At 67.4% G+C, this 22812-nt stretch carries 19 protein-coding genes; 12 read left to right on the top strand and 7 right to left on the bottom strand.

Annotation, left to right across the window (positions count from 1 at the left end; genetic code table 11):
• Positions 1-51: 51 nt before the first annotated feature.
• From rarD (ACI3KU_RS16890) to ACI3KU_RS16875, 4 genes are all read left to right on the top strand, one after another.
• Positions 52-1059 carry an EamA family transporter RarD gene (gene rarD / locus ACI3KU_RS16890; RefSeq protein WP_404923493.1) on the top strand — a complete coding sequence of 336 codons (1008 nt, stop codon included), beginning with the start codon at positions 52-54 and terminating at the stop codon, positions 1057-1059.
• Positions 1059-2009 carry an EamA family transporter RarD gene (rarD, locus tag ACI3KU_RS16885; protein WP_404923490.1) on the top strand — a complete coding sequence of 317 codons (951 nt, stop codon included), beginning with the start codon at positions 1059-1061 and terminating at the stop codon, positions 2007-2009. The genes rarD (ACI3KU_RS16890) and rarD (ACI3KU_RS16885) overlap by 1 nt, the downstream gene beginning before the upstream one ends.
• 106 nt (positions 2010-2115) lie before the next feature.
• A complete protein-coding gene (locus ACI3KU_RS16880; protein ID WP_404923489.1) occupies positions 2116-3423 on the top strand; it encodes an ABC transporter substrate-binding protein in 1308 nt (435 codons plus the stop codon).
• Between the two features lie 139 nt (positions 3424-3562).
• A complete protein-coding gene (locus ACI3KU_RS16875; RefSeq protein WP_404923488.1) occupies positions 3563-4645 on the top strand; it encodes a GNAT family N-acetyltransferase in 1083 nt (360 codons plus the stop codon).
• 67 nt (positions 4646-4712) lie between these two features.
• Here ACI3KU_RS16875 and ACI3KU_RS16870 read toward each other — a convergent pair whose 3' ends face one another.
• From ACI3KU_RS16870 to ACI3KU_RS16855, 4 genes are read right to left on the bottom strand one after another with little or no spacing between them, the layout of a single operon-like run.
• Entirely contained in the window at positions 4713-5423 is a 711-nt protein-coding gene (locus tag ACI3KU_RS16870; protein WP_404923491.1) for an ABC transporter ATP-binding protein, read from the bottom strand.
• A gap of 29 nt (positions 5424-5452) precedes the next feature.
• A complete protein-coding gene (locus tag ACI3KU_RS16865) occupies positions 5453-6475 on the bottom strand; it encodes an ABC transporter ATP-binding protein (RefSeq protein WP_404923487.1) in 1023 nt (340 codons plus the stop codon).
• Positions 6465-7454: a branched-chain amino acid ABC transporter permease gene (locus tag ACI3KU_RS16860; protein WP_404923486.1), complete on the bottom strand. Its 990-nt coding sequence runs from the start codon at positions 7452-7454 to the stop codon at positions 6465-6467. The genes ACI3KU_RS16865 and ACI3KU_RS16860 overlap by 11 nt, the downstream gene beginning before the upstream one ends.
• Positions 7455-7457: 3 nt before the next feature.
• Entirely contained in the window at positions 7458-8762 is a 1305-nt protein-coding gene (locus tag ACI3KU_RS16855) for an ABC transporter permease subunit (protein WP_404923485.1), read from the bottom strand.
• Positions 8763-9081: 319 nt separating this feature from the next.
• Here ACI3KU_RS16855 and guaB point away from each other — a divergent pair, with 319 nt between their 5' ends.
• A complete protein-coding gene (guaB, locus tag ACI3KU_RS16850) occupies positions 9082-10578 on the top strand; it encodes an IMP dehydrogenase (RefSeq protein ID WP_404923484.1) in 1497 nt (498 codons plus the stop codon).
• Positions 10579-10636: 58 nt separating this feature from the next.
• Here guaB and ACI3KU_RS16845 read toward each other — a convergent pair whose 3' ends face one another.
• Complete coding sequence (locus ACI3KU_RS16845) at positions 10637-11938, bottom strand: isocitrate lyase/phosphoenolpyruvate mutase family protein (protein WP_404923483.1); 1302 nt, start codon at positions 11936-11938, stop codon at positions 10637-10639.
• 64 nt (positions 11939-12002) lie between these two features.
• On the opposite strand from ACI3KU_RS16845, the gene ACI3KU_RS16840 reads away from it, so the two are divergent.
• Positions 12003-12710: an ArsR/SmtB family transcription factor gene (locus tag ACI3KU_RS16840; protein ID WP_404923482.1), complete on the top strand. Its 708-nt coding sequence runs from the start codon at positions 12003-12005 to the stop codon at positions 12708-12710.
• Positions 12711-12777: 67 nt separating this feature from the next.
• On the top strand, positions 12778-13362 hold the full coding sequence (locus ACI3KU_RS16835; protein WP_404923481.1) for a GNAT family N-acetyltransferase: 585 nt from the start codon (positions 12778-12780) through the stop codon (positions 13360-13362).
• On the opposite strand, the gene ACI3KU_RS16830 is transcribed toward ACI3KU_RS16835, so the two are convergent.
• On the bottom strand, positions 13359-14855 hold the full coding sequence (locus ACI3KU_RS16830; protein WP_404923480.1) for a SulP family inorganic anion transporter: 1497 nt from the start codon (positions 14853-14855) through the stop codon (positions 13359-13361). The two genes, ACI3KU_RS16835 and ACI3KU_RS16830, sit on opposite strands and share 4 nt — an antisense overlap.
• A gap of 312 nt (positions 14856-15167) precedes the next feature.
• Here ACI3KU_RS16830 and ACI3KU_RS16825 point away from each other — a divergent pair, with 312 nt between their 5' ends.
• Positions 15168-16691, top strand: a complete 1524-nt coding sequence (locus tag ACI3KU_RS16825; RefSeq protein WP_404923479.1) for an MATE family efflux transporter — start codon at positions 15168-15170, stop codon at positions 16689-16691.
• Between the two features lie 157 nt (positions 16692-16848).
• Here ACI3KU_RS16825 and ACI3KU_RS16820 read toward each other — a convergent pair whose 3' ends face one another.
• Positions 16849-17958 carry an ROK family protein gene (locus ACI3KU_RS16820; RefSeq protein WP_404923478.1) on the bottom strand — a complete coding sequence of 370 codons (1110 nt, stop codon included), beginning with the start codon at positions 17956-17958 and terminating at the stop codon, positions 16849-16851.
• A gap of 105 nt (positions 17959-18063) precedes the next feature.
• Here ACI3KU_RS16820 and xylA point away from each other — a divergent pair, with 105 nt between their 5' ends.
• The 4 genes from xylA to guaA all read left to right on the top strand — a co-directional run bounded on the left by xylA (position 18064) and on the right by guaA (position 22806).
• Entirely contained in the window at positions 18064-19257 is a 1194-nt protein-coding gene (xylA, locus tag ACI3KU_RS16815; RefSeq protein WP_404923477.1) for a xylose isomerase, read from the top strand.
• On the top strand, positions 19250-20593 hold the full coding sequence (gene xylB, locus ACI3KU_RS16810) for a xylulokinase (protein ID WP_404923476.1): 1344 nt from the start codon (positions 19250-19252) through the stop codon (positions 20591-20593). Before xylA ends, xylB begins: the two co-directional genes overlap by 8 nt.
• A 147-nt stretch (positions 20594-20740) precedes the next feature.
• Positions 20741-21229, top strand: a complete 489-nt coding sequence (locus ACI3KU_RS16805; RefSeq protein WP_404923475.1) for a DUF3817 domain-containing protein — start codon at positions 20741-20743, stop codon at positions 21227-21229.
• A complete protein-coding gene (gene guaA, locus ACI3KU_RS16800; protein WP_404923474.1) occupies positions 21226-22806 on the top strand; it encodes a glutamine-hydrolyzing GMP synthase in 1581 nt (526 codons plus the stop codon). Before ACI3KU_RS16805 ends, guaA begins: the two co-directional genes overlap by 4 nt.
• Positions 22807-22812 lie beyond the last annotated feature (6 nt).

The following is a 22812-nucleotide window of genomic DNA, read 5'->3' as shown; positions in this document are numbered from 1 at the left end:
ATGGGAGCGGGGGCGGGGCGGGGGTAGGGGGAGCCGTAGACTGCTGAGGTGATGACGGACCGCGCGCCGGCGGAGGAGCGCGGGAAGGGAATCCTCTACGCGTCAGGCAGCTACGTGCTCTGGGGGATCGTTCCGCTCTTCTTCCTGCTGCTGATGCCGTTGCAGGCCGACGAGATCGTCGGCTGGCGTGTGGTGTTCTCCCTGCTGTTCTGTGCGATCCTGGTCGCCGTCACCCGCGGATGGTCGAACATCGTGGCCGTGATCCGCCAACCACGTGTGCTGCTGCTGTGCGGGCTTGCCGCCGGGATCATCTACCTGAACTGGTATCTGTTCACCCTGGCGGCCACCACCGGCAACGTGCTGGATTCCAGCCTCGGCTACTTCATCACGCCGATCATCTCCGTGGTGTTGGGCATCGTGTTCTTCCATGAACGCCTCCGCCCCCTGCAGTGGGCGGCGTTCGGGCTGTCGCTCGTCGCCGTCGTGGTCCTGTCGGTGATCTACGGCACGGTGCCGTGGATGGCGCTGCTCATGGCCGTGACGTTCGGGGTCTACGGCTTCGTGAAGAAGAAGATCGGCGCGCGGGTCGATGCGGTCAGCGGGTTGAGCCTGGAGACTCTCTGGACCCTGCCGATCGCGGTGATCCAGCTCGTGGTGATCGCCCTCACGCGCGGGCTCGAGTGGGGAACGCTAGGTCCGCTCAACACGGCGATGGTGCCGTTGTCGGGTGTGGTCACCGCCCTCCCGCTGCTCCTCTTCGCTGCTGGGACGCGTCGGGTTCCGCTGGTCTATCTCGGCATCCTGCAGTTCATCGAGCCGATCATCCAGTTCGTGGCCGGTGCTGTGATCCTCGGGGAGCCGATGCCGCCCGAGCGGCTGCTCGGATTCGGAATCGTGTGGGCGGCGGTGGCGTTGCTGGTGGTGGACAGTCTCATCACCCTCGGCGCCCGCCGGCGCGAACGACGACTCGCGCGCGGTATCCCCACCACCGCGACCGGGCCGATGCAGCGCATCGAGACCGCACCCACCCCCGTCATCGACTCCCGGAGGAAGCAGTGATGAGCGCATCCGCGCAGCGTCGTACCAGCGACGAGACCGTTGGATTTCTAAGCACCCTCTCGGCCTACCTGCTGTGGGGAGTCCTCCCGATCTACTTCCTCATCCTCGCGCCCACCGGAGCGTGGGAGACGGTCGCCTGGCGCATCGTGTTCTCCGTGGTGTTCTGTCTCGTGGCACTCGCCATCACCCGGGGCTGGTCGCGGGTGATCGCCGTCTTCCGCAACCCGAAGCTCGCCGCCCTCACGGCGCTCGGCGGTGGTCTCGTCTACATCAACTGGCAGCTGTTCGTGCTGGCAGCCCAGGGCGGGCAGGTGGTGGAGAGCAGCCTCGGCTACTTCATCAACCCGATCGTGTCGGTGCTGCTCGGCGTCCTGGCGCTGCATGAGCGGCTGCGCGCGCTGCAATGGACCGCCATCGGTGTCGCAGCGCTCGCGGTGATCGTCATCGTGATCGGCTACGGCGAGATGCCGTGGATCTCTCTCGGCCTGGCGTTCTCCTTCGGCTTCTATGGCCTGGTGAAGAACCGCATCGGGCCCAGCGTGGACGCGGTCAGCGGCCTCACCTTGGAGACGGTGTGGCTGCTGCCGGTCGCGATCATTCAGCTCGTCGTCGTGGCCATCACCTCCGGCATCACGATCGGTGTGGGCGGGATCGGCCATGTGGCGCTCATCGCGGGGCTCGGCATCACCACCGCGGTGCCGCTGCTTCTGTTCGCGATCGGCACGCGCCGCATCCCGCTGACGATGGTCGGCATCCTGCAGTTCGCCGCCCCCATCCTGCAGTTCCTGGTGGGCGTCTTCCTCCTGCATGAGCCGATGCCGCCGGAGCGGTGGATCGGCTTCGGCATCGTCTGGGTGGCGGTCGTGATCCTCGTCACCGATTCGCTGATGGCGGGACGACGCGCTCGCGCGTCCGTGGCGCGCGCCGAGGCCGAAGCTGTGGATCGTTAGCAGTCTGATACGCACGCGAGCCCCCGCGCACCATAGTGTTTCAGGAAACCCGGAGCGATCCGGATGCGTCATTGCACGACGCGCATGTTTCGAGCAAAGGAACACTATGTACGAATTCACGCGAAAGCGCCGCACGCGGGTGCTCGCCGGGCTGGCGCTGACAGCAGTGTCCGCGCTCGTGCTGGCCGGATGCAGCACCGGCGGCAGCAGCGACACTCCTTCCGCTTCGTCCGGCGGCGAATCGACGGCGGCACCCTCCGAGGGCTCGGGCAGCACCCAGGACCTCACATTCAAGATGGGTGCGCTGTTGCCGAAGACCGGTTCGCTCGCGTTCCTCGGCCCGCCCATGTCGGGCGGCACCTCGCTCGCCGTCAAGGAAGTCAACGAGGCCAAGGCCGGCATCACCATCGACCTCACTGAGGGCGACGAGGGTGACACCGACTCCAAGCTGTACGACGCCAGCATGACCACGCTGCGCAACGCCGGGATCACCGGTCTCGTGGGTGCGGCATCGTCCGCCGTCACGAAGATCGTCCTGCCGGAGAACGTCGCGGCCAACATCGTCGAGGTCTCGCCGTCGAACACGTCGCCGGACTTCACCACCATCGACGACGACGGCCTGTACTTCCGGACGGCCCCCAGCGACCTCCTCCAGGGTGAGGTGCTCGCCGGCGTCATGGCCGACGACCAGAAGAAGAACCTCGCGATCATCTACCAGAACGACGCCTACGGCACCGGTCTGAACGAGGCCATCGCGTCGAACTTCGAGGCCAGCGGCGGAAAGGTCGTTGCGCAGGAGTCGTTCAACGTCGGTGACGCACAGTTCGACTCGCAGGTCTCCGCGGTGGCTGCTGCCAAGCCCGACGCGATCGCCGTGGTCAGCTACGACCAGTTCAAGACCATCGGCCCGCTGCTGGTGAACGCCGGCTTCACGGCCAAGGACTTCTACCTGGTGGACGGCAACCTGAAGCAGTACGTGGCGGGCAGTGCCGATGCGATCTCCATCGACATGACCGGCGCCAAGGGCACGAAGGCCGGCCCGAAGCTGCCGGATGACTTCACCGAGCGCCTGCAGGCGAACTGGACCGCGGACGGAAACCCCAAGGTCGAGGACTGGACGTACGCGGCTGAGGCTTACGACGCCGTCGTGCTGATGTCGCTGGCTGCGCTGGCTGCGAAGTCCACCGACGGCAAGGACGTTGCCGCCAAGATGCAGGAGGTCTCGGGCGGTTCCGGCGACGGCACCGAGTGCACCTCGTTCGCCGACTGCGCGAAGATCATCAACGACGGTGGCGTGGCCAACTACAACGGCTACTCTGGCGACGTCGACTTCGACGAGGCCGGCGACCCGCAGGCTGCCGCCATCGGCGTCTACGAGTACAAGGCTGACAACCAGTACGAGCGCATCGACTGAGACGCTTCACCCGAGATGCCCCCGGTGCTTCACCGGGGGCATCTCGCGTTGTACGCGGTGTGCGGCGCTCACATCCGACTTCCAGAATTCGTATTGCTACGCTCGGCATCCCCATCGGCCTCTTCCATGAAGGACGCACATGATGCTCGATCGCACGTCTGATTCCGCCGGCGCTGGCTCGCTGCCCGCCTCACCGCTCTCCGAGCGGGTGACGGGTCCCGAGGTTCTGGTGTCGCCACCTCCGGTGCCGGGCCTATCGTGGCGCCCGGCGACTCGAGCAGACCTCCCGGCGCTGCTTGACCTGGAGGTCGCGGTGAATGCGGTCGACAGCCCGGACAGCGCCGTCGATCTCGACGACATCGCGAGTCGATTCGACGCTGTTGGCTTCGATCCGGAGCTGGACGGAATCGTTGCGGTGGATGTGGAGGGCCGGGTGGTGGCCTACGGCGAGGCGTACTTCGAAGCCAGCGGTGAGGCCATCGCGACTGTTCACCTGAACGGTCATGTGCATCCGGAACACCGCCGTCGCGGCATCGGCAGCGAGCTCCTGGCGTGGCAGGAGGGGAGGGGGCTGCAACACCTGGCGGGCTCTCCGCTGCGCCTTCCCGGAGTGCTGAGCGCGCTGGTGGAGCACGAGGCCGCTGCACAGCGCGCCGTTTTCGCTCGTGCGGGGTTCGTCCCGGCGCGGTGGTGGCTGGAGATGGAGCGTGACCTGGAGATGACGATCCCGGAGGTGAGGCTCGACCCCGCCCTGCGGATAGAACCGTATGCCGCTCGCTGGTCGGAACCCGCGCGCGCCGCGATCAACGCCGCGTTTCGCGACCACTGGGGAAGCCAGCCGACCTCGCGCGAGGAGTGGGACGAAGCCCAGAAATCGGACGACTTCCGCCCCGGCTGGAGCGCCGTCGCTGTGGCGACGTTGCCGGATCACACCGAGGTTGTCGTCGGGGCGATCACTGTCGAAACCGATGAGGACGAATGGGCGCTCACGGGATACCCCTTCGCGACGGTAGATGAACTCGGAGTGCTGAGCGAATGGCGCGGCCGGGGGATCGCGAAGGCGCTGTTAACGTGGAGCATGCGCGACATGCACGCAGCCGGGATCGCGAGGGCGACGCTGGATGTGGACGACGCAAGTCCCACCGGCGCCCAGGCGCTCTACGGCAGCCTGGGATTCGTGGAGACCGGGCGTTCCGTGACATACGCGAAAACGTTCGCCTGAGCGCACCGGGAGATGGAAAACGCACCCCGATCGCAATCGGGGGTGCGTTTTCCATCTCCCAACGGGGCTAGGCGGCGTCCTCCGCGAGGGTACCGAGGTAGAGGGCGATGACCTTCGGATCCACGAGCAGCTCGCGCCCTGGGCCCTCGTAGGCGTCGCGGCCCTGATCCAGGACGTAGCCGCGGTCGCAGATCTGCAGGCAGCGGCGGGCGTTCTGCTCCACCATGATCGTGGTCACGCCCGCCTTGTTGATGTCGCTGACGCGGATGAAGGCGTCATCCTGTCGCACCGGGCTGAGGCCGGCGGAAGGCTCATCCAGCAGCAGCACCGACGGATCCATCATCAGCGCTCGGCTCATGGCGACCATCTGCCGCTCGCCGCCGGACAGCGATCCGGCGCGCTGCTTCAGACGTGCACCCAGCTCGGCGAAGATACCGGTGACGAACTCCAACCGCTCCGCGAACGCCTTCGGGTTCTGGAAGAGCCCCATCTGAAGGTTCTCCTCGATGGTGAGCGAGGGGAAGACGTTGTTGGTCTGCGGGACGAAGGCGACGCCGCGTGAGACGAGCTTGTCGGCCTTCAGGCCGATGATGCTCTCCCCGTTCACGGTGACCTCACCGCCGCGCACCTTGACCATGCCGAAGATGGCCTTCAACAGCGTCGATTTTCCGGCACCGTTAGGGCCGATGATGCCGATCAGCTCGCCCTTGCGGGCCACGAGGTTCGCACCGTTGAGGATGTTGATCCCGGGAAGATACCCGGCGTGGACGTCCTTCATCTGCACGACGACGTCGGATGCGTTCTCGCTCACTTCTGCTCCTCTTCGCCGCGCCGCTCGGGCTCGCCCTCGGCGGCGGCGGCTTCCGTAGCGGCCTCGATCTCGTCCAACAGTTTGATGGCCGACGTGTCCAGTTCGCCGGGCACCCGTCCGGTCACGACACCCAGATCCACGTCCTGATGAGCGCCGAGATAGGCGTCGATGACGGCGGAGTCATCCATCACCGTCTCGGGGGGACCCTCCGCCACCACGCGGCCTTCGGCCATCACGACCACCCAGTCGGCGATGTGACGGACCATGTGCATATCGTGCTCGACGAACAGCACGGTCATCCCGCGCTCCTTGAGGTCGAGCACGTGATCCAGCAGCGATTGCGTCAGCGCCGGGTTCACGCCGGCCATCGGCTCATCGAGCATCACGAGGTTGGGGTCGTTCATCAGTGCGCGCGCCATATCCAGCAGCTTGCGCTGACCGCCCGAGAGGGAGGCCGCGTAGTCCTGCTCCTTGGCGTCGAGCTTGAAGCGAACCAGCAGATCTTTCGCCTTTGCCTCGATCTCACGCTCCTGGCCGCGCCACAGCCACGGCAGCATCGCCGTCCAGAACTTCTCCCCGCGCTGGCCGGGCGCCCCCAGCTTCATGTTCTCCAGCACGGTCAAGAGCGACAGCGCCTTCGTGAGCTGGAAGGTGCGCACCTGCCCCATGCGAGCGACCTTGTAGGAGGGAACGCCGGCGAGATTGGTGCCGTCGTACGCCCACCGACCCGTGTTTGGTTTGTCGAAGCCGCACAGCAGGTTGAACAGCGTGGTCTTGCCGGCACCGTTCGGTCCGATCAGCGCGGTGATCGCGTGACGGGGGATCTCCAGGTGATCCACCTCGACAGCGGTGAGACCGCCGAACTGGCGCGTGACGTTGTCGATCACGAGGATCGGGTCCGCCTTCTTCACGCCGGGCGCTGCCGCACCCTCGAGACCGATCACGGTCTTCGGGCGCTTGATGCTTCCGGTCACGGGCGCGGGCTCTGCCGCGGCTCCCGGGGTGTTCTCACTTGACAAAGGTCAGCTCCCTCTTGTTGCCGAGGATGCCCTGCGGGCGGAAGATCACGATCAGCATCAGCACGAGACCCAGCAGGATCAGCACCAGCACCTTGGCCTGCGAGTCGGTGAAGGGGAGCAGGCCCGCCTTCGCCAGCCCGCTGAGCAGGCCGGACAGGAACGACTGCGCCACCAGGTAGATGACGGCGCCGAGTGCCGGTCCGAAGATGGTGGCTGCACCGCCGAGGAGCAGCATCGTCCAGATCTGGAATGTGGTGGACGTGGTGTAAAGACCGGGGCTTGTGGCCGACCCCATCACCCACACGATGCCTCCCACCGCGGCGATGACGCCACCGATGATGAGCGACTGCATCTTGTAGGCGAAGACGTTCTTGCCGAGCGACCGTACAGCATCCTCGTCCTCGCGGATGCCCTTGATGACGCGGCCCCAGGGGCTGCGCATCAGCGCCCACACCAGCAGGATGGCGATCGCCAGCATGAACAGACCGAACAGGATCGTGCTGAGCTGGCTGGGCGTGTAGCTGAACGGGCCGAAGCCGATTCTCATGTCGCTGGGCAGCGCGGCCAGGGGACTCGCGTCGATGAAGGCGCGCGCGTATCCGCTCAGCCCGCCGGAACCGGCCGTGAAGTCGGTGAAGCTCTCGGTGAGGAAAAGGTAGCGCACGATCTCCGCTGCCGCGATCGTGACGATGGCGAGATAGTCCGCACGCAATCGCAGCGTCGGGATTCCCATCACCACCGCGAAGACGGCGGCAGCCAGCATGCCCACCAGCATGGCGGTCCACCAGGGCAGACCGAAGCTCACGATGGAGATGGCGTAGCCGTATGCGCCGAGGGCCATGAAGGCCGCCATGCCGAAGTTCAGCAGGCCGGTGAATCCGAAGTGCACGGCAAGGCCGGTGGCCGCCAGCGCGAACGCCAGCGTGGTCGGCTGCAGCAGATAGCTTGCCGCATCGTTGAGGATGCTCAGGATGTTCATCCGTCAGCCCAGCCTTTCCTTGCGGCCCAGCAGACCCTGCGGCCGTACCAGGAGGATGATGATCAGCACGACGAGGGCGCTGGCGTACTTCAGGTCGCTCGGCACGCCGAACAGGGTGGACACCTCGACCACCAGACCGATGATGAGTGAGCCGACCAGTGCGCCGAAGGCCGTGCCGAGGCCGCCGAGAGTGATGGCGGAGAAGATGAGCAGCAGCATGCCGGTGCCCATGTTCCAGGTGATGCCCGGTCGGTAGTACGCCCACAGAATGCCGGCGACCGCGGCGAGCATGCCGGCGATCACCCACACGATGCGGATGACGCGGTCAACGTTGATGCCGGAGGCTGCGGCGAGCTGGGGGTTGTCGGAGATGGCGCGCGTGGCCTTTCCGAGCCGCGTGCGCGTCAGGAAGAACGCCACCGCGCCGATGCACACGATGCAGACGACGATGCTGATGATGTCGACCCAGCTCAGCGCGATCGGACCGAACTTCATCGGCGCCATGTTCGCGCCCTCCAGCTGGAAGGTGCCACCCCCGATGAAGAACTGGATCACGTAGCGCAGCGTCAGCGACAGGCCGATGCTCACGATCATGAGCTGCACCACACCGAGTCCTCGTCGTCGGAGGGGCCGCCAGAGTCCGGCATCCAACGCCAGCCCGAGTGCTGCACCGCCGATCACACCGGCGATGAGCCCGGCCCACAGCGGCAGGCTCCAGAAGGACGTGAACACCAGCGACACGAAAGCGCCCCACGTGACCAGCTCGCCGTGTGCGAAGTTCGACAGTCCGGTCGTGCCGTAGATCAGGGCAGCGCCGATGCCGGCGAGCGCCAGCAGCAGGCCGAACTGCAGGCCGTTGGAGATGCGTACCAGCAGTTGATCGGCGAAGGACTCGGTGACCCGCTCGCCCTCACCGAGGAACATGTTGATGCGGACGGTGTTGGTGAGTTTGAAGACCACCTCCTTCTCAGAGCCGTCGGCCACGATCACACCGTCGGGCAGGGTGGATTCGTCGACGGTGAGGGTGTACTCGGCCTTCTCCGGCACGTACAGCGTCCAGGCGCCCTCGGCATCGGTCTCGGTCTCGCCGGAGAAGCCGTTTCCGTCGATCGAGAGCTTCACGCCCTCCAGCGGCTTCTCCTCATAGGTGATGAATCCCTTGACAACGAAATCCGTGACGGTCTGTCCGTCGGGGGATTCGTCAGCACGAGCACTGCCGGCTGCGGCGAATACGGATGCGAACACGGCCACAGCGGCCAAGATCACAGCGATGAACAGGACCTGCCACTTACGGCGGGGCCTGGCCATGGGAGTCGTGGAGCCCACGAACCCTCCTTCGTGTCGGGCGCGAAGCATCGGGATGCATCGACACTGATTGCGACGAGCGTAGACGCCAGTGAGCAATTGATCCAGCATTGAGGCGTTCTGTGGACAGATTGCAATCGAAATGGCTCGTTGCGGAGCGAAAAGCCAAGTGGCCTGGAGGAGTGGACTGGACCGCGCCACGCCGGGAATTTTTCGCTCCCCGCGGACGCTTAGAATCATCAGAACGGGTCACCAGCCCGTAGCCGTCGCCGTTGACCCCCGCATGATCTGCGCCCATCGGCGCGAGAGGAGCTCCCCGTACATGGAACAGAATGATCCCTTCGGTTTCGTCGGACTGACCTACGACGATGTGCTCCTGCTGCCGGGGCACACCGATGTGATCCCGAGTGAGGCCGACACCTCCTCGCGACTGACGCGCCGCATCACGGTCGCCACCCCCCTGCTCTCGGCGGCGATGGACACCGTGACCGAGGCGCGCATGGCCATCGCGATGGCTCGTCAGGGCGGCATCGGAATTCTGCATCGCAACATGTCGATCGAAGACCAGGCCACGCAGGTGGACCGCGTCAAGCGCTCCGAGTCGGGGATGATCTCGGACCCCATCACGACCACTCCGGACGCCACCATCGCCGAGGTGGATGCGCTCTGCGCCAAGTACCGCATCTCGGGTCTGCCCGTTGTCGATGAGACCGGGCACCTGGTGGGCATCGTCACCAACCGCGATATGCGCTTCGTCAGCGACAACTCCGTCACTCGCGTGAAGGATGTCATGACGAGCGAGGGGCTCATCACCGCTCCCGTGGGCATCCCCGCCGAGGACGTGCTGGCGATCTTCGCCAAGCACCGTGTGGAGAAGCTCCCACTGCTGGACGACGAGGGCAAGCTCGCCGGCCTCATCACCACCAAGGACTTCGACAAGAGCGAGAAGTATCCGCTCGCCACCAAGGATGAGCAGGGCCGCCTTCGTGTCGGCGCGGCCATCGGCTTCTTCGGGGAGGCCTGGCAGCGTGCCGAGGCGCTCCGCGATGCAGGTGTGGACGTCATCGTCGTCGACACCGCCAACGGCGACTCCGCCGGTGTGGTCGACCTGATCAAGCGCCTGAAGGCGGACTCGACGTTCGACGCGATCGACATCGTCGGCGGCAATGTGGCAACGCGTGAGGGCGCGCAGGCGCTCGTCGATGCCGGTGCCGACGCCGTCAAGGTCGGCGTGGGTCCCGGTTCCATCTGCACCACCCGCGTGGTGGCCGGTGTGGGCGTCCCGCAGGTGACGGCGATCTACGAGGCCGCCAAGGCCGCGAAGCCCGCGGGCGTTCCGGTGATCGCCGACGGCGGTCTGCAGTACTCCGGTGACATCGCCAAGGCGCTGGTCGCCGGTGCGGACACCGTCATGATGGGTTCGCTGTTCGCCGGTACCGACGAATCGCCCGGAGACGTGGTCTTCGTCAACGGCAAGCAGTTCAAGCAGTACCGCGGCATGGGGTCGCTCGGTGCGATGCAGACGCGTGGCAAGAAGACGTCCTACTCCAAGGATCGCTACTTCCAGGCGGACGTCCCCAGTGACGACAAGCTGATCCCCGAGGGCATCGAGGGTCAGGTGGCGTATCGCGGTCCGGTCGCCGCCGTCGCCTATCAGATGGTCGGGGGCCTGCGTCAGTCCATGTTCTACGTGGGCGCGCGCACCATCGAGGAGCTGCAGGCCAAGGGCAAGTTCGTCCGCATCACGGCGGCCGGCCTCAAGGAGAGCCACCCGCACGACGTGCAGATCGTCGTCGAGGCGCCCAACTACCGCAAGTGATCGTGTCGTGAACGGCCCGGGAGAGTGATCTCCCGGGCCGTTCGCGTCTGCGCCGCTCTCACCGACGAGAGCGCAGCCGGGCACCTTCCACGTCGTCGTAAGACATCGCCTCCGGGATCGCCTGGCCGGTGCGATACGCGACCGCGGTGCGCGCAGCCTGGGTCAGGGCGCTTCGGAAGAGGAGTGATCCGGTGCTGACGCGACGAACACCGAGGTCTCGCAGTCGGTCGAACGGCAACTCTGCGAGGAGATTCAGCGGCACCTCACCAAGCGTGCGCACGAGATTCTCGATCTCGTCCGGCGCGCGGAGCCCCGGAACGAAGACGCCGTCTGCTCCGGCGTCGGCGTAGGCGCGGGCGCGCATCGTCGTCTCCGATGTCCGAACGCTGAGCCAGTCCGTGTCGACACGGGCGTTGACGAAGAGCTCTGGTGCGGCCGCCTTGAATGCGGAGATCAGGGCGCACTGCACCGCGACGGATTCGAGGTCGGTGCCGCGACCATCCTCGAGGTTGACGCCGGCGACGCCGATCGCGCTTAGCTCCCTCGCCAGCTCCGCGGGGTTCGCGCCGAATCCGGCCTCGACGTCGACGCTGATAGGCACGGACAGCTCCACGAGCGAGCGTGCCAGAGCGAGCGTCTCGCGCCGCGTGGCTCCGGCGGCGTCGGGCTTGCCGTGCGTCGCCGCCACGCCGAGGCTGGTCGTGCCCACCGCGGCGAATCCCTCCTGCACCAGAACGGCCGCCGAAGCGACGTCCCAGGCGTTGGGAAGCAGCAGGGGCTCATCCGCGTGATGCAGCCTTCGGAAGACCGTCGCGCCATCGGCGATCGCGCGCGCGTGCGCCTCGCCCGGGCAGGCGTGCCGGCCCGCCCCGAAGGGCGCATCGCGCAGGCTCACCAGGATCTCCTCCCCGGATGGCGCAACCCGTCGCGTCGCCGGCACCGGGGTCTCGGCCCCGGCGATGTACGCCCGCGTCGCGGCGCAGGCCTGCACCAGCAGACCGATCCGTGCCGCGGTGTCCTCACTCCAGGCACCACCGCACGCGCTCACCAGCCGGGCGACGGCGGCGTCGGCTTCGGGAGTCGTGCCATCGTGCGGCTGGTAGTGGGCGGCGGCGAGCTCGACGTCCGCGCTCACCGTCGGCGGGAGCCCCAGCGCGCTCGCGAGCGCGGCCACCGGGTGGCCGGGACGTCGGAGGGAAGCGGGATCGATCTCCTCCAGGAGTCGGACGGCCAGACCTCGCCGACGTCGATGGTCCTCGCCCTCGGAGAAGCGGGCCACGTGGGCGCGCAGCCACGCCATTCCGCTCGGCCCCTCCGGGACGCGGACGACGGTGAATGCCGGGTCATGAAGAATCTCCATGTCGGCATCATTGCGGTCAGACCGTTCGGTCGAGCCCGAACCGTGGCCGTGGAACACTGGAGCGGTGACGGCGGAGAACCTGGCGGCAGTCGCGGCCGCGATGGCGGAACCGACACGAGCGCACATGCTCGTCGCGCTCATGGACGGGAGGGCGTGGACGGCGCGCGAGCTCGCCGACCATGCCGGGGTGGCGGCATCGACAGCCACCGAGCACCTGAACCGGCTGGTGAATCTCGGACTGCTGGCGGAGCATCGTCAGGGTCGTCACCGCTACGTGCGGTTGGCGAGCTCCGAGGTCGCCTCGACGCTGGAGGCCGTCGCCGCGCTCGGGCGGAGGCCTGCTGCACCGGTGCGCAGTTGGCGCCAGGCGACCACCAGGGCGGGTCTCGCACGCGCCCGCACCTGCTACGACCACTTCGCGGGTGCCCTCGGTGTGGCCGTGACGGACGCGCTGATCGAGCGCGGCGTGCTCGATGACGGTGCACTGGACCTCACCGACCGCGGACGATCCTGGCTGGAGGACGAACTGGACGCGCCCTACGTTCCCGGGCGGCGTTCCTCCACTCGTGCCTGCCTCGACTGGACCGAACGGCGCGTGCACCTCGGAGGTGGGGTGGGGGCACATCTCGCGGACGTGTTCTTCACCCGGGAGTGGGCGCGTCGATCGAAGACCAGCCGCGCCGTCATCGTGACGCCCGGCGGACGCGAGGCGCTGCTCCGCCTGCTGGCGATCGATCCGGACGCGTTGGGCGGCGAAGGCGGGAGCCGCTAGGCGGGTGCGGCCGATCACGGTGCAGCCGGATTCAGCCTCGCGCAGCCGACCCTGCTAGACAGGACTCATGACCACTCCCGGCATCGTCTGGCCGCGCCCCGCGGGTGCGTTGGAACTTCGTCTGCCCACCGAGCAGGCCCTCGATCGTGTGCTCGTCTGGCGTAACGACCCCGCGGTGACGAAGTGGCTGATCCGGACCGAGGTGGAACCGGACGTCTTCCGCCAGAACTGGCTGGACGCCATCGCCGATTCGAATGACCACTCGGCCGTCGCCTTCCGAGGCGACGATGTGGTGGGGACCGCTTCGCTGTGGCTCACGGATGCCATGGGCCAAAGTCATGTGCCCGACGGTCCGTGGCGCGGCGCGGAAGCAGGCATCGGATACCTCATCGATCCGGCGCATGCCGGACGTGGATACGCCACCGAGCTCGGACGGGCGCTGCTCGCGCTCGCCTTCGACGAGCTGGGGGTGCATCGGGTCACTGCGGGATGCTACGCGGACAACACCGCTTCCTGGCGCGTGATGGAGAAGCTCGGGATGCGACGGGAACAGCACGGGGTGCGGGATTCCTGGCATGCGGAGCTCGGCTGGATCGACGGCTACACCTACGCCATCCTGGCCGAGGAGTGGCGCGCTCAGCAGTCCGCCTAGCCCAGACCGCCGGAGAGGCGGGCGTGAAACGCGCTGGTCCCGGGGTTCATTCCGATGATCTGCACCGTCGTGCCGTGCTGCGCGTACTTGGTCTCGATGGCGTCGAGAGCGGCGACGGATGACGCGTCCCAGATGTGCGAGCCGCTGAGGTCGATCACCACACGATTCGGGTCGGTGGCGTACTCGAACATCGTGGTGAGGTCGTTGCTGGAGGCGAACAGCAGCTGGCCGGTAACAGCGTAGCGGGCGACCTCACCGTCGGCATCAGTGGCGACCACTCGCTGCACCTCGACGAGGTGCGCCACCCGACGCACGAACATCACGCTGGCGGCGAGCACGCCGGCGATGACGCCGACCGCCAGGTTGTGCGTCGCCACGACAGCGGTCACCGTGATCACCATCACGGCGGTCTCGCTCTTCGGCAGTCGCCGCAGCGTCGCGGGGGTGATGGAGTGCCAGTCGAACGTCGCCACGCACACCATGATCATCACCGCGACGAGGGCGGCCATCGGAATCACGGCGACGATGTCGCCGAGAGTGACGACCAGGATCAGCAGGAACACCCCGGCGAGGAAGGTGGAGATGCGCGTGCGCGCCCCCGATACCTTCACGTTGATCATCGTCTGTCCGATCATCGCGCAGCCTCCCATGCCGCCGAAGAAGCCGGAGACGATGTTCGCGACTCCCTGACCCCAGGACTCACGCGTCTTGTTCGAGCGCGTGTCGGTGACGTCGTCAACGAGCTTGGCCGTCATCAGGGACTCCATGAGACCGACCAGCGCCATCGCGAGGGCATACGGCCCGATGATCGAGAGAGTCTCGATGGTGAGCGGCACGTGGGGAAGGAACAGCTCGGGAAGGCTGCGGGGGAGCTCGCCCTGATCGCCCACGGTCGGCACGTTCAGGTTCAGGAGGATCACCGCGCCGGTCACCAGCACGATGCACACCAGTGGTGCCGGGATCACCCGCGTGAAGCGCGGCAGGAACACCAGGATCAGCAGGCCCGCCGCCACCAGCGGATAGACGGTCCAGGGCACATCGATCAGGTGCGGCAGCTGGGCGAGGAACACGAGGATGGCGAGGGCGTTCACGAAGCCGACCATGACGCTGCGCGGGATGAAGCGCATGAGGCGGGCAACTCCGAGCAGGGCCAGCACGATCTGGAGCACACCCGCCAACAGCACGGTGGCGATGAAGTAGTCCATGCCGTGTTCGCGCATCACCGGTGCGATGACGAGGGCGACGGCTCCCGTCGCCGCGCTGATCATCGCCGGCCGTCCGCCGACGAACGCGATCGTGACCGCCATGATGAACGACGAGAACAGGCCCACCTTCGGATCGACGCCCGCGATGATGGAGAACGAGATCGCCTCGGGGATGAGTGCCAGCGCAACGACGAGTCCCGCGAGCACCTCGCGCACCAGCAGACGCGGGGTGCGCAGCGCGGTGAGCACGGTCGGCTGGGCGCGGTAGCGCGCGACAGAGGTCGTCATGGCGAGTCTCCAGTTCGGACCGGGCGGGCCTGCCACGATCGGGGGCGTGCGCGTCGGAGGGCGCACACGAACACTAACGCAACGTCCGAGTTGTCACGATCCATTTGCCCGGAAAATGAGGGATCGAATCGTTTCGTTCTGGGGTCGGATCGTGGGAGCATAGAAGCGGTCCCGACGAGCGGCGGTACGCCGTCGCCTGCTCGAGCGGCAACGGACCACCCGCCCACCGGCCGATTTCCGCCCCCCGGAATCGGTTCCCTCGGTGACGGCGGATGCCCGCCCCCGATCCGACTCCCTCTCCCAGAAAGTGTCATGTCCCAGTCGCTTACCGCGGGCAGCCCCTGGCGCGTCATCCTCGCATTCACCATCCCCCTCCTCATCGGCAACGCCGTTCAGCAGCTCTACCAGTTCGTCGACACGGTGGTGGTCGGTCGGCACCTCGGCGTCGACTCGCTCGCCGCCGTCGGTGCGACGGGCAGCTTCATCTTCTTCCTGCTCGGTTTCGCCTGGGGAATGACAGCCGGCTTCGCCATCCCCACCGCACAGGCCTACGGTGCACGCAACGCTGCGGCGGTGCGGCGGTCCGTGGCCACCGGTGCGATCCTCACCGGTATCGTCAGCCTGCTGATCACCGCGGCCGCTCCGTTCTTCTCTGAATGGGCGCTGCGGATGTTGAACACCCCGGAGATCCTGATGCCGGAGGCCACGGTCTTCACGGTGATCAGCTTCCTCGGCACCGGTGCCACGATGTTCTTCAACTTCCTCTCCGCCGCCATCCGTGCGATCGGCGACTCCCGCACGCCGCTGGTGTTCCTCGTCCTGGCGTGCCTGCTGAACGTGCTGCTTGTCGTGGTCTTCGTGGCGGTGTTCGACTGGGGCGTTGCCGGCGCGGCGCTTGCCACCGTGATCTCGCAGCTGGTGTCGGTGCTGCTGTGCCTGCTGTATGTGAAGGCACGTCTGCCTGAACTGCACCTGAAGCGCGAGGACTGGCGCATCACCTCCGACGACGTCCGCGAGCATCTGCGCCTCGGTCTGCCGATGGGATTCCAGGCCTCGATCATCTCGATCGGCGCCATCGCGGTGCAGGTTCGACTCAACGGCCTCGGTGCCGATGCTGTCGCGGCTTACACCACGGCGATGCGTGTCGACTCTCTCGCGAGCGCCTTCCTCGCGTCACTGGGACTTGCCACGTCGATGTTCGTGGCGCAGAACCTGGGCGCCGGTCGCCCCGATCGCATCCGTCGCGGTGTCGTGCAGGCGGTGTGGATGACCCTCATCGGCTCGGCGGTGCTCGGTGCGGTGATGGTCGTCTTCGGCGGTCCGATGGCGCGCCTGTTCATCGGCGACAGTGCCGCCGATGTCGCCGAGCTGGCCGCCATCACCCTCATGATCAACGGGGTGGCGTACTGGATCCTTGGCGTGCTGTTCGTGCTGCGCGGCGCGCTGCAGGGGCTCGGAAGCGCGATCATCCCGACGATCACCGGCATGATCGAACTCGGCATGCGCGTGCTCGCTGCCGTCGCTCTGGGCGCGGTGTGGGGGTATGTCGGGGTCGCGTGGTCGAACCCGCTGGCGTGGATCGGTGCTGTCGTGGTGCTGGTGCCCGCGTATCTTCACGCCCGGCGCGCGCTTGCCGCGATGCCGGTGCGCACGGGGGAGCCCAGGACGGACACGACCCCGATCGCCGTGGTCGGGCCCATCGACGGCTCCCGCACCGTGGACGCCGTGGTGACGCAGCCGATCCCCGTCGTGCGTCGTCGGTTCTGGGCTCGTCCGCGCGCCGTCGGATCGCGCTCCGCCTCGCGAAAGGTCTCCCGCCCCCGCGTCCGCGACTGACGCGTGTCGCGCTGACGCGTGTCGCGCTGACGCGTGTCGTGGCGTTGATCCCGTGAGACTTCCGTCTGCGGGCGAGAATTCCCGCAATGCGCCGATTCTCGCCCACAGACGGAAGTCTCGCGGAGGGTGGTCTGCGCCTTACCCACGCGCGCGGGCGTCAGGGGAGGAGGGCGTCGTCGGCGAGCAGGTCGGCGAAAGCGAGTTCGGCGGCACCGATGAAGAGCCGATCATCGGCGAGGGCCGCGGGGAGCACAGCGAAGGCCGGATCGTTCGGACGGATGCACTGCGCGGCGATCTCGTCGCGCAGCTCCTGCGCTTCGCGCCCGTCGCCCAGGAGGGGCGCCAGCGTTCCACCGAGCACCACGACACCGGTATCGAGAATCGACACTGCGGTGGCGATGGTGGCCGCGAGAATCCGTCGCCGTCGCGCTCGCTCATCCGCCTCGTCATGCTTTGCTGCGGGCGCGGGCGCGGGCGCGCGCAGTTCATCTTCGAACGCTCCCGTGTCCGTGCGACGATCCGCAGGCGCGGTGAAGGGGGTCACGATGTGCCCGAATTCGCCGGAGAACCCTGACACTCCGCGCAGCAGACGCCCGTCCGTGATGATTCCGCCACCGATGCCGGAGGGCCCGCCGTTGAGGTAGACCACATCGCTGCGGCCGGCCCCGGAGCCAAATCGATGCTCCGCAAGCGCGCCGAGCGATGCGTCGTTTCCGACGCGCGCTGGAAGGCCACTGGATCCGGCGACGAGTTCGGCCAGCGGTTCATCGACCCAGCCCAGGTGAGGAGCATTCGCGACGACACCGGTGCCGCTGACGAGTCCGGGCACTGCGAGTCCCACGCCAACGAGCCGAGCGTCGGACAGGTCCGCGCTGCGCCACTCGGCGACGGTTCGCGCGACGATGTCGGCGACCTGCTGGGGAGTGGGTGGGGTGTCCAGGTCCACGGTGGCTCGGGCGCGGACGGTGAGGTCCAGACCCACCGCGGCGAGGCGCACCGCGTCCACCTCCGGGTTGACGGTGATCGCGACGACGTCGGATGAGGCGGAGACCACGGGGGAGGGGCGCCCCACGCGACGAGTCTGCGCGGGGTCGTGCTCCACCGCGAGTCCCGCCTCGGTCAGCGCCGCGACAAGCGAGGCGATCGTGGACCGATTGAGGCCGGTGTCTGCGGTCAGCTGCGCCCGGGACCGCGCCCCCTCGCGATGGAGGATCGTCAGCAGCCGGGGCAGGTTGTCGCTGCCCGGGGTGGTCGACGCCTGATCCATGTGCCTCCTTCGCGAACACTTCAGTGTGGCAGGGGTTGCGCTCGCGATCTTCTCGCAATATGTTGTGCATCACAACATATACTGATTTCCCCGAAGGGCGAGACGATGACGACCACCCCCACACGCGAAGACCGCTTCTCATTTGGTCTCTGGACCATCGGCTACAACGGCGCCGATCCTTTCGGCGGACCCACCCGGCCGGCACTGGATGTGGTGCACGCCGTCGAGAAGCTCTCCGAACTCGGTGCCTACGGCCTGACGTTCCACGACGACGACCTCTTCGCCTTCGGCTCTACGGATGCCGAGCGCCAGACGCAGATCGACCGACTGAAGGGCGCGCTCGCCGACACCGGCCTCATCGTGCCGATGGTCACCACCAACCTCTTCTCCGCTCCGGTCTTCAAGGACGGCGGCTTCACCTCCAACGACCGTGCCGTCCGTCGTTTCGCGCTGCGTAAGGTGCTGCGCAACCTCGATCTCGCCGCCGAGCTCGGCGCGAAGACCTTCGTGATGTGGGGCGGTCGTGAGGGTGCCGAGTACGACTCCGCGAAGGACGTCCGTGCCGCGCTGGAGCGCTACCGTGAGGCCGTCAACCTGCTCGGTGACTACGTGACCGACAAGGGCTACGACATCCGCTTCGCGATCGAGCCGAAGCCGAACGAGCCCCGCGGCGACATCCTGCTTCCCACAGTGGGACACGCGCTGGCGTTCATCAACTCGCTGGAGCGCCCGGAGCTCGTGGGCCTGAACCCCGAGGTCGGCCACGAGCAGATGGCGGGGCTGAACTTCGCCGCGGGCATCGCGCAGGCGCTCTACCACGACAAGCTCTTCCACATCGACCTGAACGGCCAGCGCGGCATCAAGTACGACCAGGACCTCGTGTTCGGTCACGGTGACCTGCACAACGCCTTCGCCCTGGTCGACCTGCTGGAGCACGGCGGCGCCGACGGCGGCCCGGCGTACACCGGTCCGCGTCACTTCGACTACAAGCCGAGCCGCACGGAAGACGAGACCGGTGTCTGGGATTCCGCTGCCGCGAACATGCGCATGTACCTGCTGCTGAAGGAGCGCGCGAGCGCGTTCCGTGCGGACCCCGAGGTGCAGGAGGCGTTGGCCGCCGCGCGCGTGGACGAACTGCGTCAGAACACGTTGGGCGAGGGCGAGACCTACGACGACCTGCTCGCCGACCGCTCCGCCTACGAGGACTTCGACGCGAACACCTACTTCGGTGGTCGCGGATTCGGCTTCGTTCGTCTGCAGCAGCTCGCCGCTGAGCACCTGATGGGTGCGCGTGGCTGAGCAGGTGCTCGTCGCGGGCATCGACTCGTCCACGCAGTCCTGCAAGATCGTCATCGTCGATGCCGTCACGGGGGAGGTGGTCCGCCAGGGGCGGGCGGCCCACCCCGACGGCACCGAGGTGGATCCCGCCCACTGGTGGCGGGCGCTGGCGGAGGCGATCGCCCATGCGGGCGGTGTGTCGGACGTCACGGCCGTCTCGGTCGGTGGGCAGCAGCACGGGATGGTGGTGCTGGACGCGGATGGCGAGGTGATCCGTCCGGCCCTGCTCTGGAACGACACGCGCTCCGCTGGTGCCGCGCAGGATCTCATCACCGAGTTCGGAGCGGAAGTCCTCGCGCAGCGCACGGGGCTGGTGCCGGTGGCCTCGTTCACCGCGACGAAGCTGCGGTGGCTGCGTGATGCCGAGCCGGAGGCTGCCGCACGAGTGGCAGCTGTGGCTCTCCCACACGATTGGCTCACCTGGCGCCTGCGGGGCTTCGGTCCGCGTGGATCGTCGCCCAGGGGGCCGGAACTCGAGGAGCTGGTCACCGATCGCTCGGACGCCTCCGGCACCGGATACTGGGATCCCGCGACCGACGACTACGACCGCGAGCTTCTCGTTGCCGCTCTCGGTCACGATGCCGTGCTGCCGCGCGTTCTTCGCGCCGACGAATCCGTGCGTGTGACTGCCACGACCGACGCCGGATTCAATTTGGGAACCATGGTGGCTCCCGGCGCCGGCGACAACGCGGCGGCAGCGCTGGGCGTCGGCGCCGGAATCGGCGATGCCGTGGTGTCGATCGGCACGAGCGGAACCGTGTTCGCGGTGAGCGCCGAGCGCACGGTCGATCCGTCGGGAACCGTCGCCGGATTCGCTTCGGCGGATGGTGCCTTCCTCCCGTTGGTCGCGACCCTCAACGCCGCTCGCGTGCTCACCGTGACGGCGGCGCTGCTCGGGGTGGACGTGGACGAACTGAGCACCCTCGCCCTGGCATCCGAGCCGGGTGCCGGCGGGCTCACGCTCGTGCCGTACTTCGAGGGGGAGCGCACGCCGAACCTGCCGGACGCGACGGCCTCGCTCACCGGGATGACGCTGGCGTCGACCACACGTGAGAACCTCGCACGCGCCGCGGTGGAGGGGATGCTGGGTGGTCTCGCCGCCGGTCTCGACGCGCTCCGAGACCTCGCTGTGCCCCTGCAGCGGGTGCTGTTGATCGGTGGCGGCGCGCGGTCCGCGGCCGTGCAGTCGATCGCTCCCGCCGTCCTCGGTCTGCCGGTGGAGGTGCCCGCCCCCGCGGAGTACGTCGCCCTCGGTGCTGCTCGCCAGGCCGCCGCGGTTCTTCGTCGCACGCCCTGACGCGCCTGCGAAAACGTCACCCCATGATCCGCGAGGTGCATACGGGTGCACACGGACACACATGGGTGCCGGCAAGGGTCGCGGAGGGGGTCAGGGGAAGGCGCTGGCGGGGAGGAGTGCTCAGGAACGAGCGGCTAGACTAGGAGCATGCCCGCACCCAAACTCGCCACCTTCCCGGCGATCCGCGGAGCGCTGAAGTTCTACCAGATCGCATCCATCATCACGGGTGTCTTCCTGCTGTTGCTCTGCATCGAGATGGTGCTGAAGTACACGCCGATCCATCTGGAGCTGTTCCTCGGTGACCCGTCCGGCCTGATCGCGCTCAAGCCCGTGGTTGAGACCGCGAACGGCCTGGAATCGACGGGCCAGGGCTTCAACGTGTCGCTCGCGATCCTCGTGGTCCACGGTTGGTTCTACGTCGTGTACCTCTTCGCGTGCTTCCGCATCTGGTCCCTGATGCGCTGGCAGTTCCCGCGCTTCATCATGCTCGCGCTGGGCGGCGTCATTCCGCTCCTCTCCTTCTTCATGGAGACGCGGGTCGCCCGCGACGTGAAGGCCTACCTCGCCAAGCGCGAGGCCGACGAGGTCGCATCCGCAACCGTTTCCCCCGCTCCAGCCACGGAAGGCAGCAAGTGACCGAGACCCCCGAAACCGCGCAGCGGCCGGTTCTGGTCGTCGATTTCGGCGCCCAGTACGCGCAGCTGATCGCACGTCGTGTGCGCGAAGCCGGCGTCTACAGCGAGATCGTGCCGCACACCGCGACGGCAGCAGACATCGCCGCGAAGAACCCGCTCGGACTCATCCTCTCCGGCGGTCCGTCGTCGGTGTACGAGGAGGGTGCTCCGAAGCTCGACCCGGCGGTGTTCGATCTCGAGGTTCCGACGCTCGGCATCTGCTACGGGTTCCAGTACATGGCCCAGGTTCTCGGCGGCGAGGTGGCCGCCACCGGTCTTCGCGAATACGGCGCGACCGACGCGACCACCAGCACCGACAGCGTCATCCTCCAGGGTGTGCCCGTGGAGCAGAACGTGTGGATGAGCCATGGCGACTCGGTCGCGAAGGCACCCGCGGGCTTCACCGTGAACGCCTCGACCGCCGGTGCGCCCGTCGCCGCGTTCAGCAATGACGAGAAGAAGTTCTACGGCGTGCAGTGGCACCCCGAGGTGAAGCACTCGACCCACGGTCAGGCGATCATCGAGAACTTCCTGCACCGTGCGGCCGGCCTTCCCGCCGACTGGAACAGCGACAACGTGATCGCCGAGCAGGTCGAGCGCATCCGCACTCAGGTGGGTTCGGCTCGCGTGATCTCCGCGCTCTCGGGCGGCGTCGACTCCGCCGTCTCCACCGCGCTGGTGCACAAGGCCGTCGGCGACCAGCTCATCGCCGTGTTCGTGGACCATGGCCTCCTCCGCAAGGGCGAGCGCGAACAGGTGGAGAACGACTACGTCGCCTCCACCGGCGTTCGTCTGGTCACGGTCGATGCCCGTCAGCAGTTCCTGGACGCGCTGGCCGGAGTCACCGACCCGGAGACCAAGCGCAAGATCATCGGCCGCGAGTTCATCCGCTCGTTCGAGGCCGTGCAGCGCCAGCTGGTCGATGAGGCCAAGGAGTCCGGCGAGCCGATCAAGTTCCTCGTCCAGGGCACCCTCTACCCCGATGTGGTGGAGTCCGGCGGCGGTGCCGGCACCGCCAACATCAAGAGCCACCACAACGTGGGCGGCCTCCCGGAGGACATGCAGTTCGAGCTCGTCGAGCCGCTGCGCACCCTCTTCAAGGACGAGGTCCGCGCTATCGGCCGCGAGCTGGGTCTGCCGGAGGCGATCGTCTCGCGTCAGCCGTTCCCCGGTCCGGGTCTCGGTATCCGCATCATCGGCGAGGTCACGCAGGACCGACTGGACCTGCTCCGCGACGCCGACGCGATCGCCCGCGAGGAACTCACGGCCGCTGGTCTCGACAACGAGATCTGGCAGTGCCCGGTGGTGCTGCTCGCTGATGTCCGCTCAGTGGGCGTGCAGGGCGACGGCCGCACCTACGGTCACCCGATCGTGCTGCGTCCCGTCTCCAGCGAAGACGCGATGACCGCCGACTGGTCGCGTCTGCCGTACGACGTGCTGTCGAAGATCTCCAACCGCATCACCAACGAGGTGCGCGATGTGAACCGCGTCGTGCTGGATGTCACGTCCAAGCCGCCGGGGACCATCGAGTGGGAGTGAACTCGT

It is taken from the genome of Microbacterium sp. ZW T5_56 (genome assembly GCF_044987425.1).
Lineage (GTDB): Bacteria > Actinomycetota > Actinomycetes > Actinomycetales > Microbacteriaceae > Microbacterium.
The sequence above is the reverse complement of the archived record's forward strand: the minus strand, read 5'-3'. Positions and strand labels throughout refer to the sequence as shown.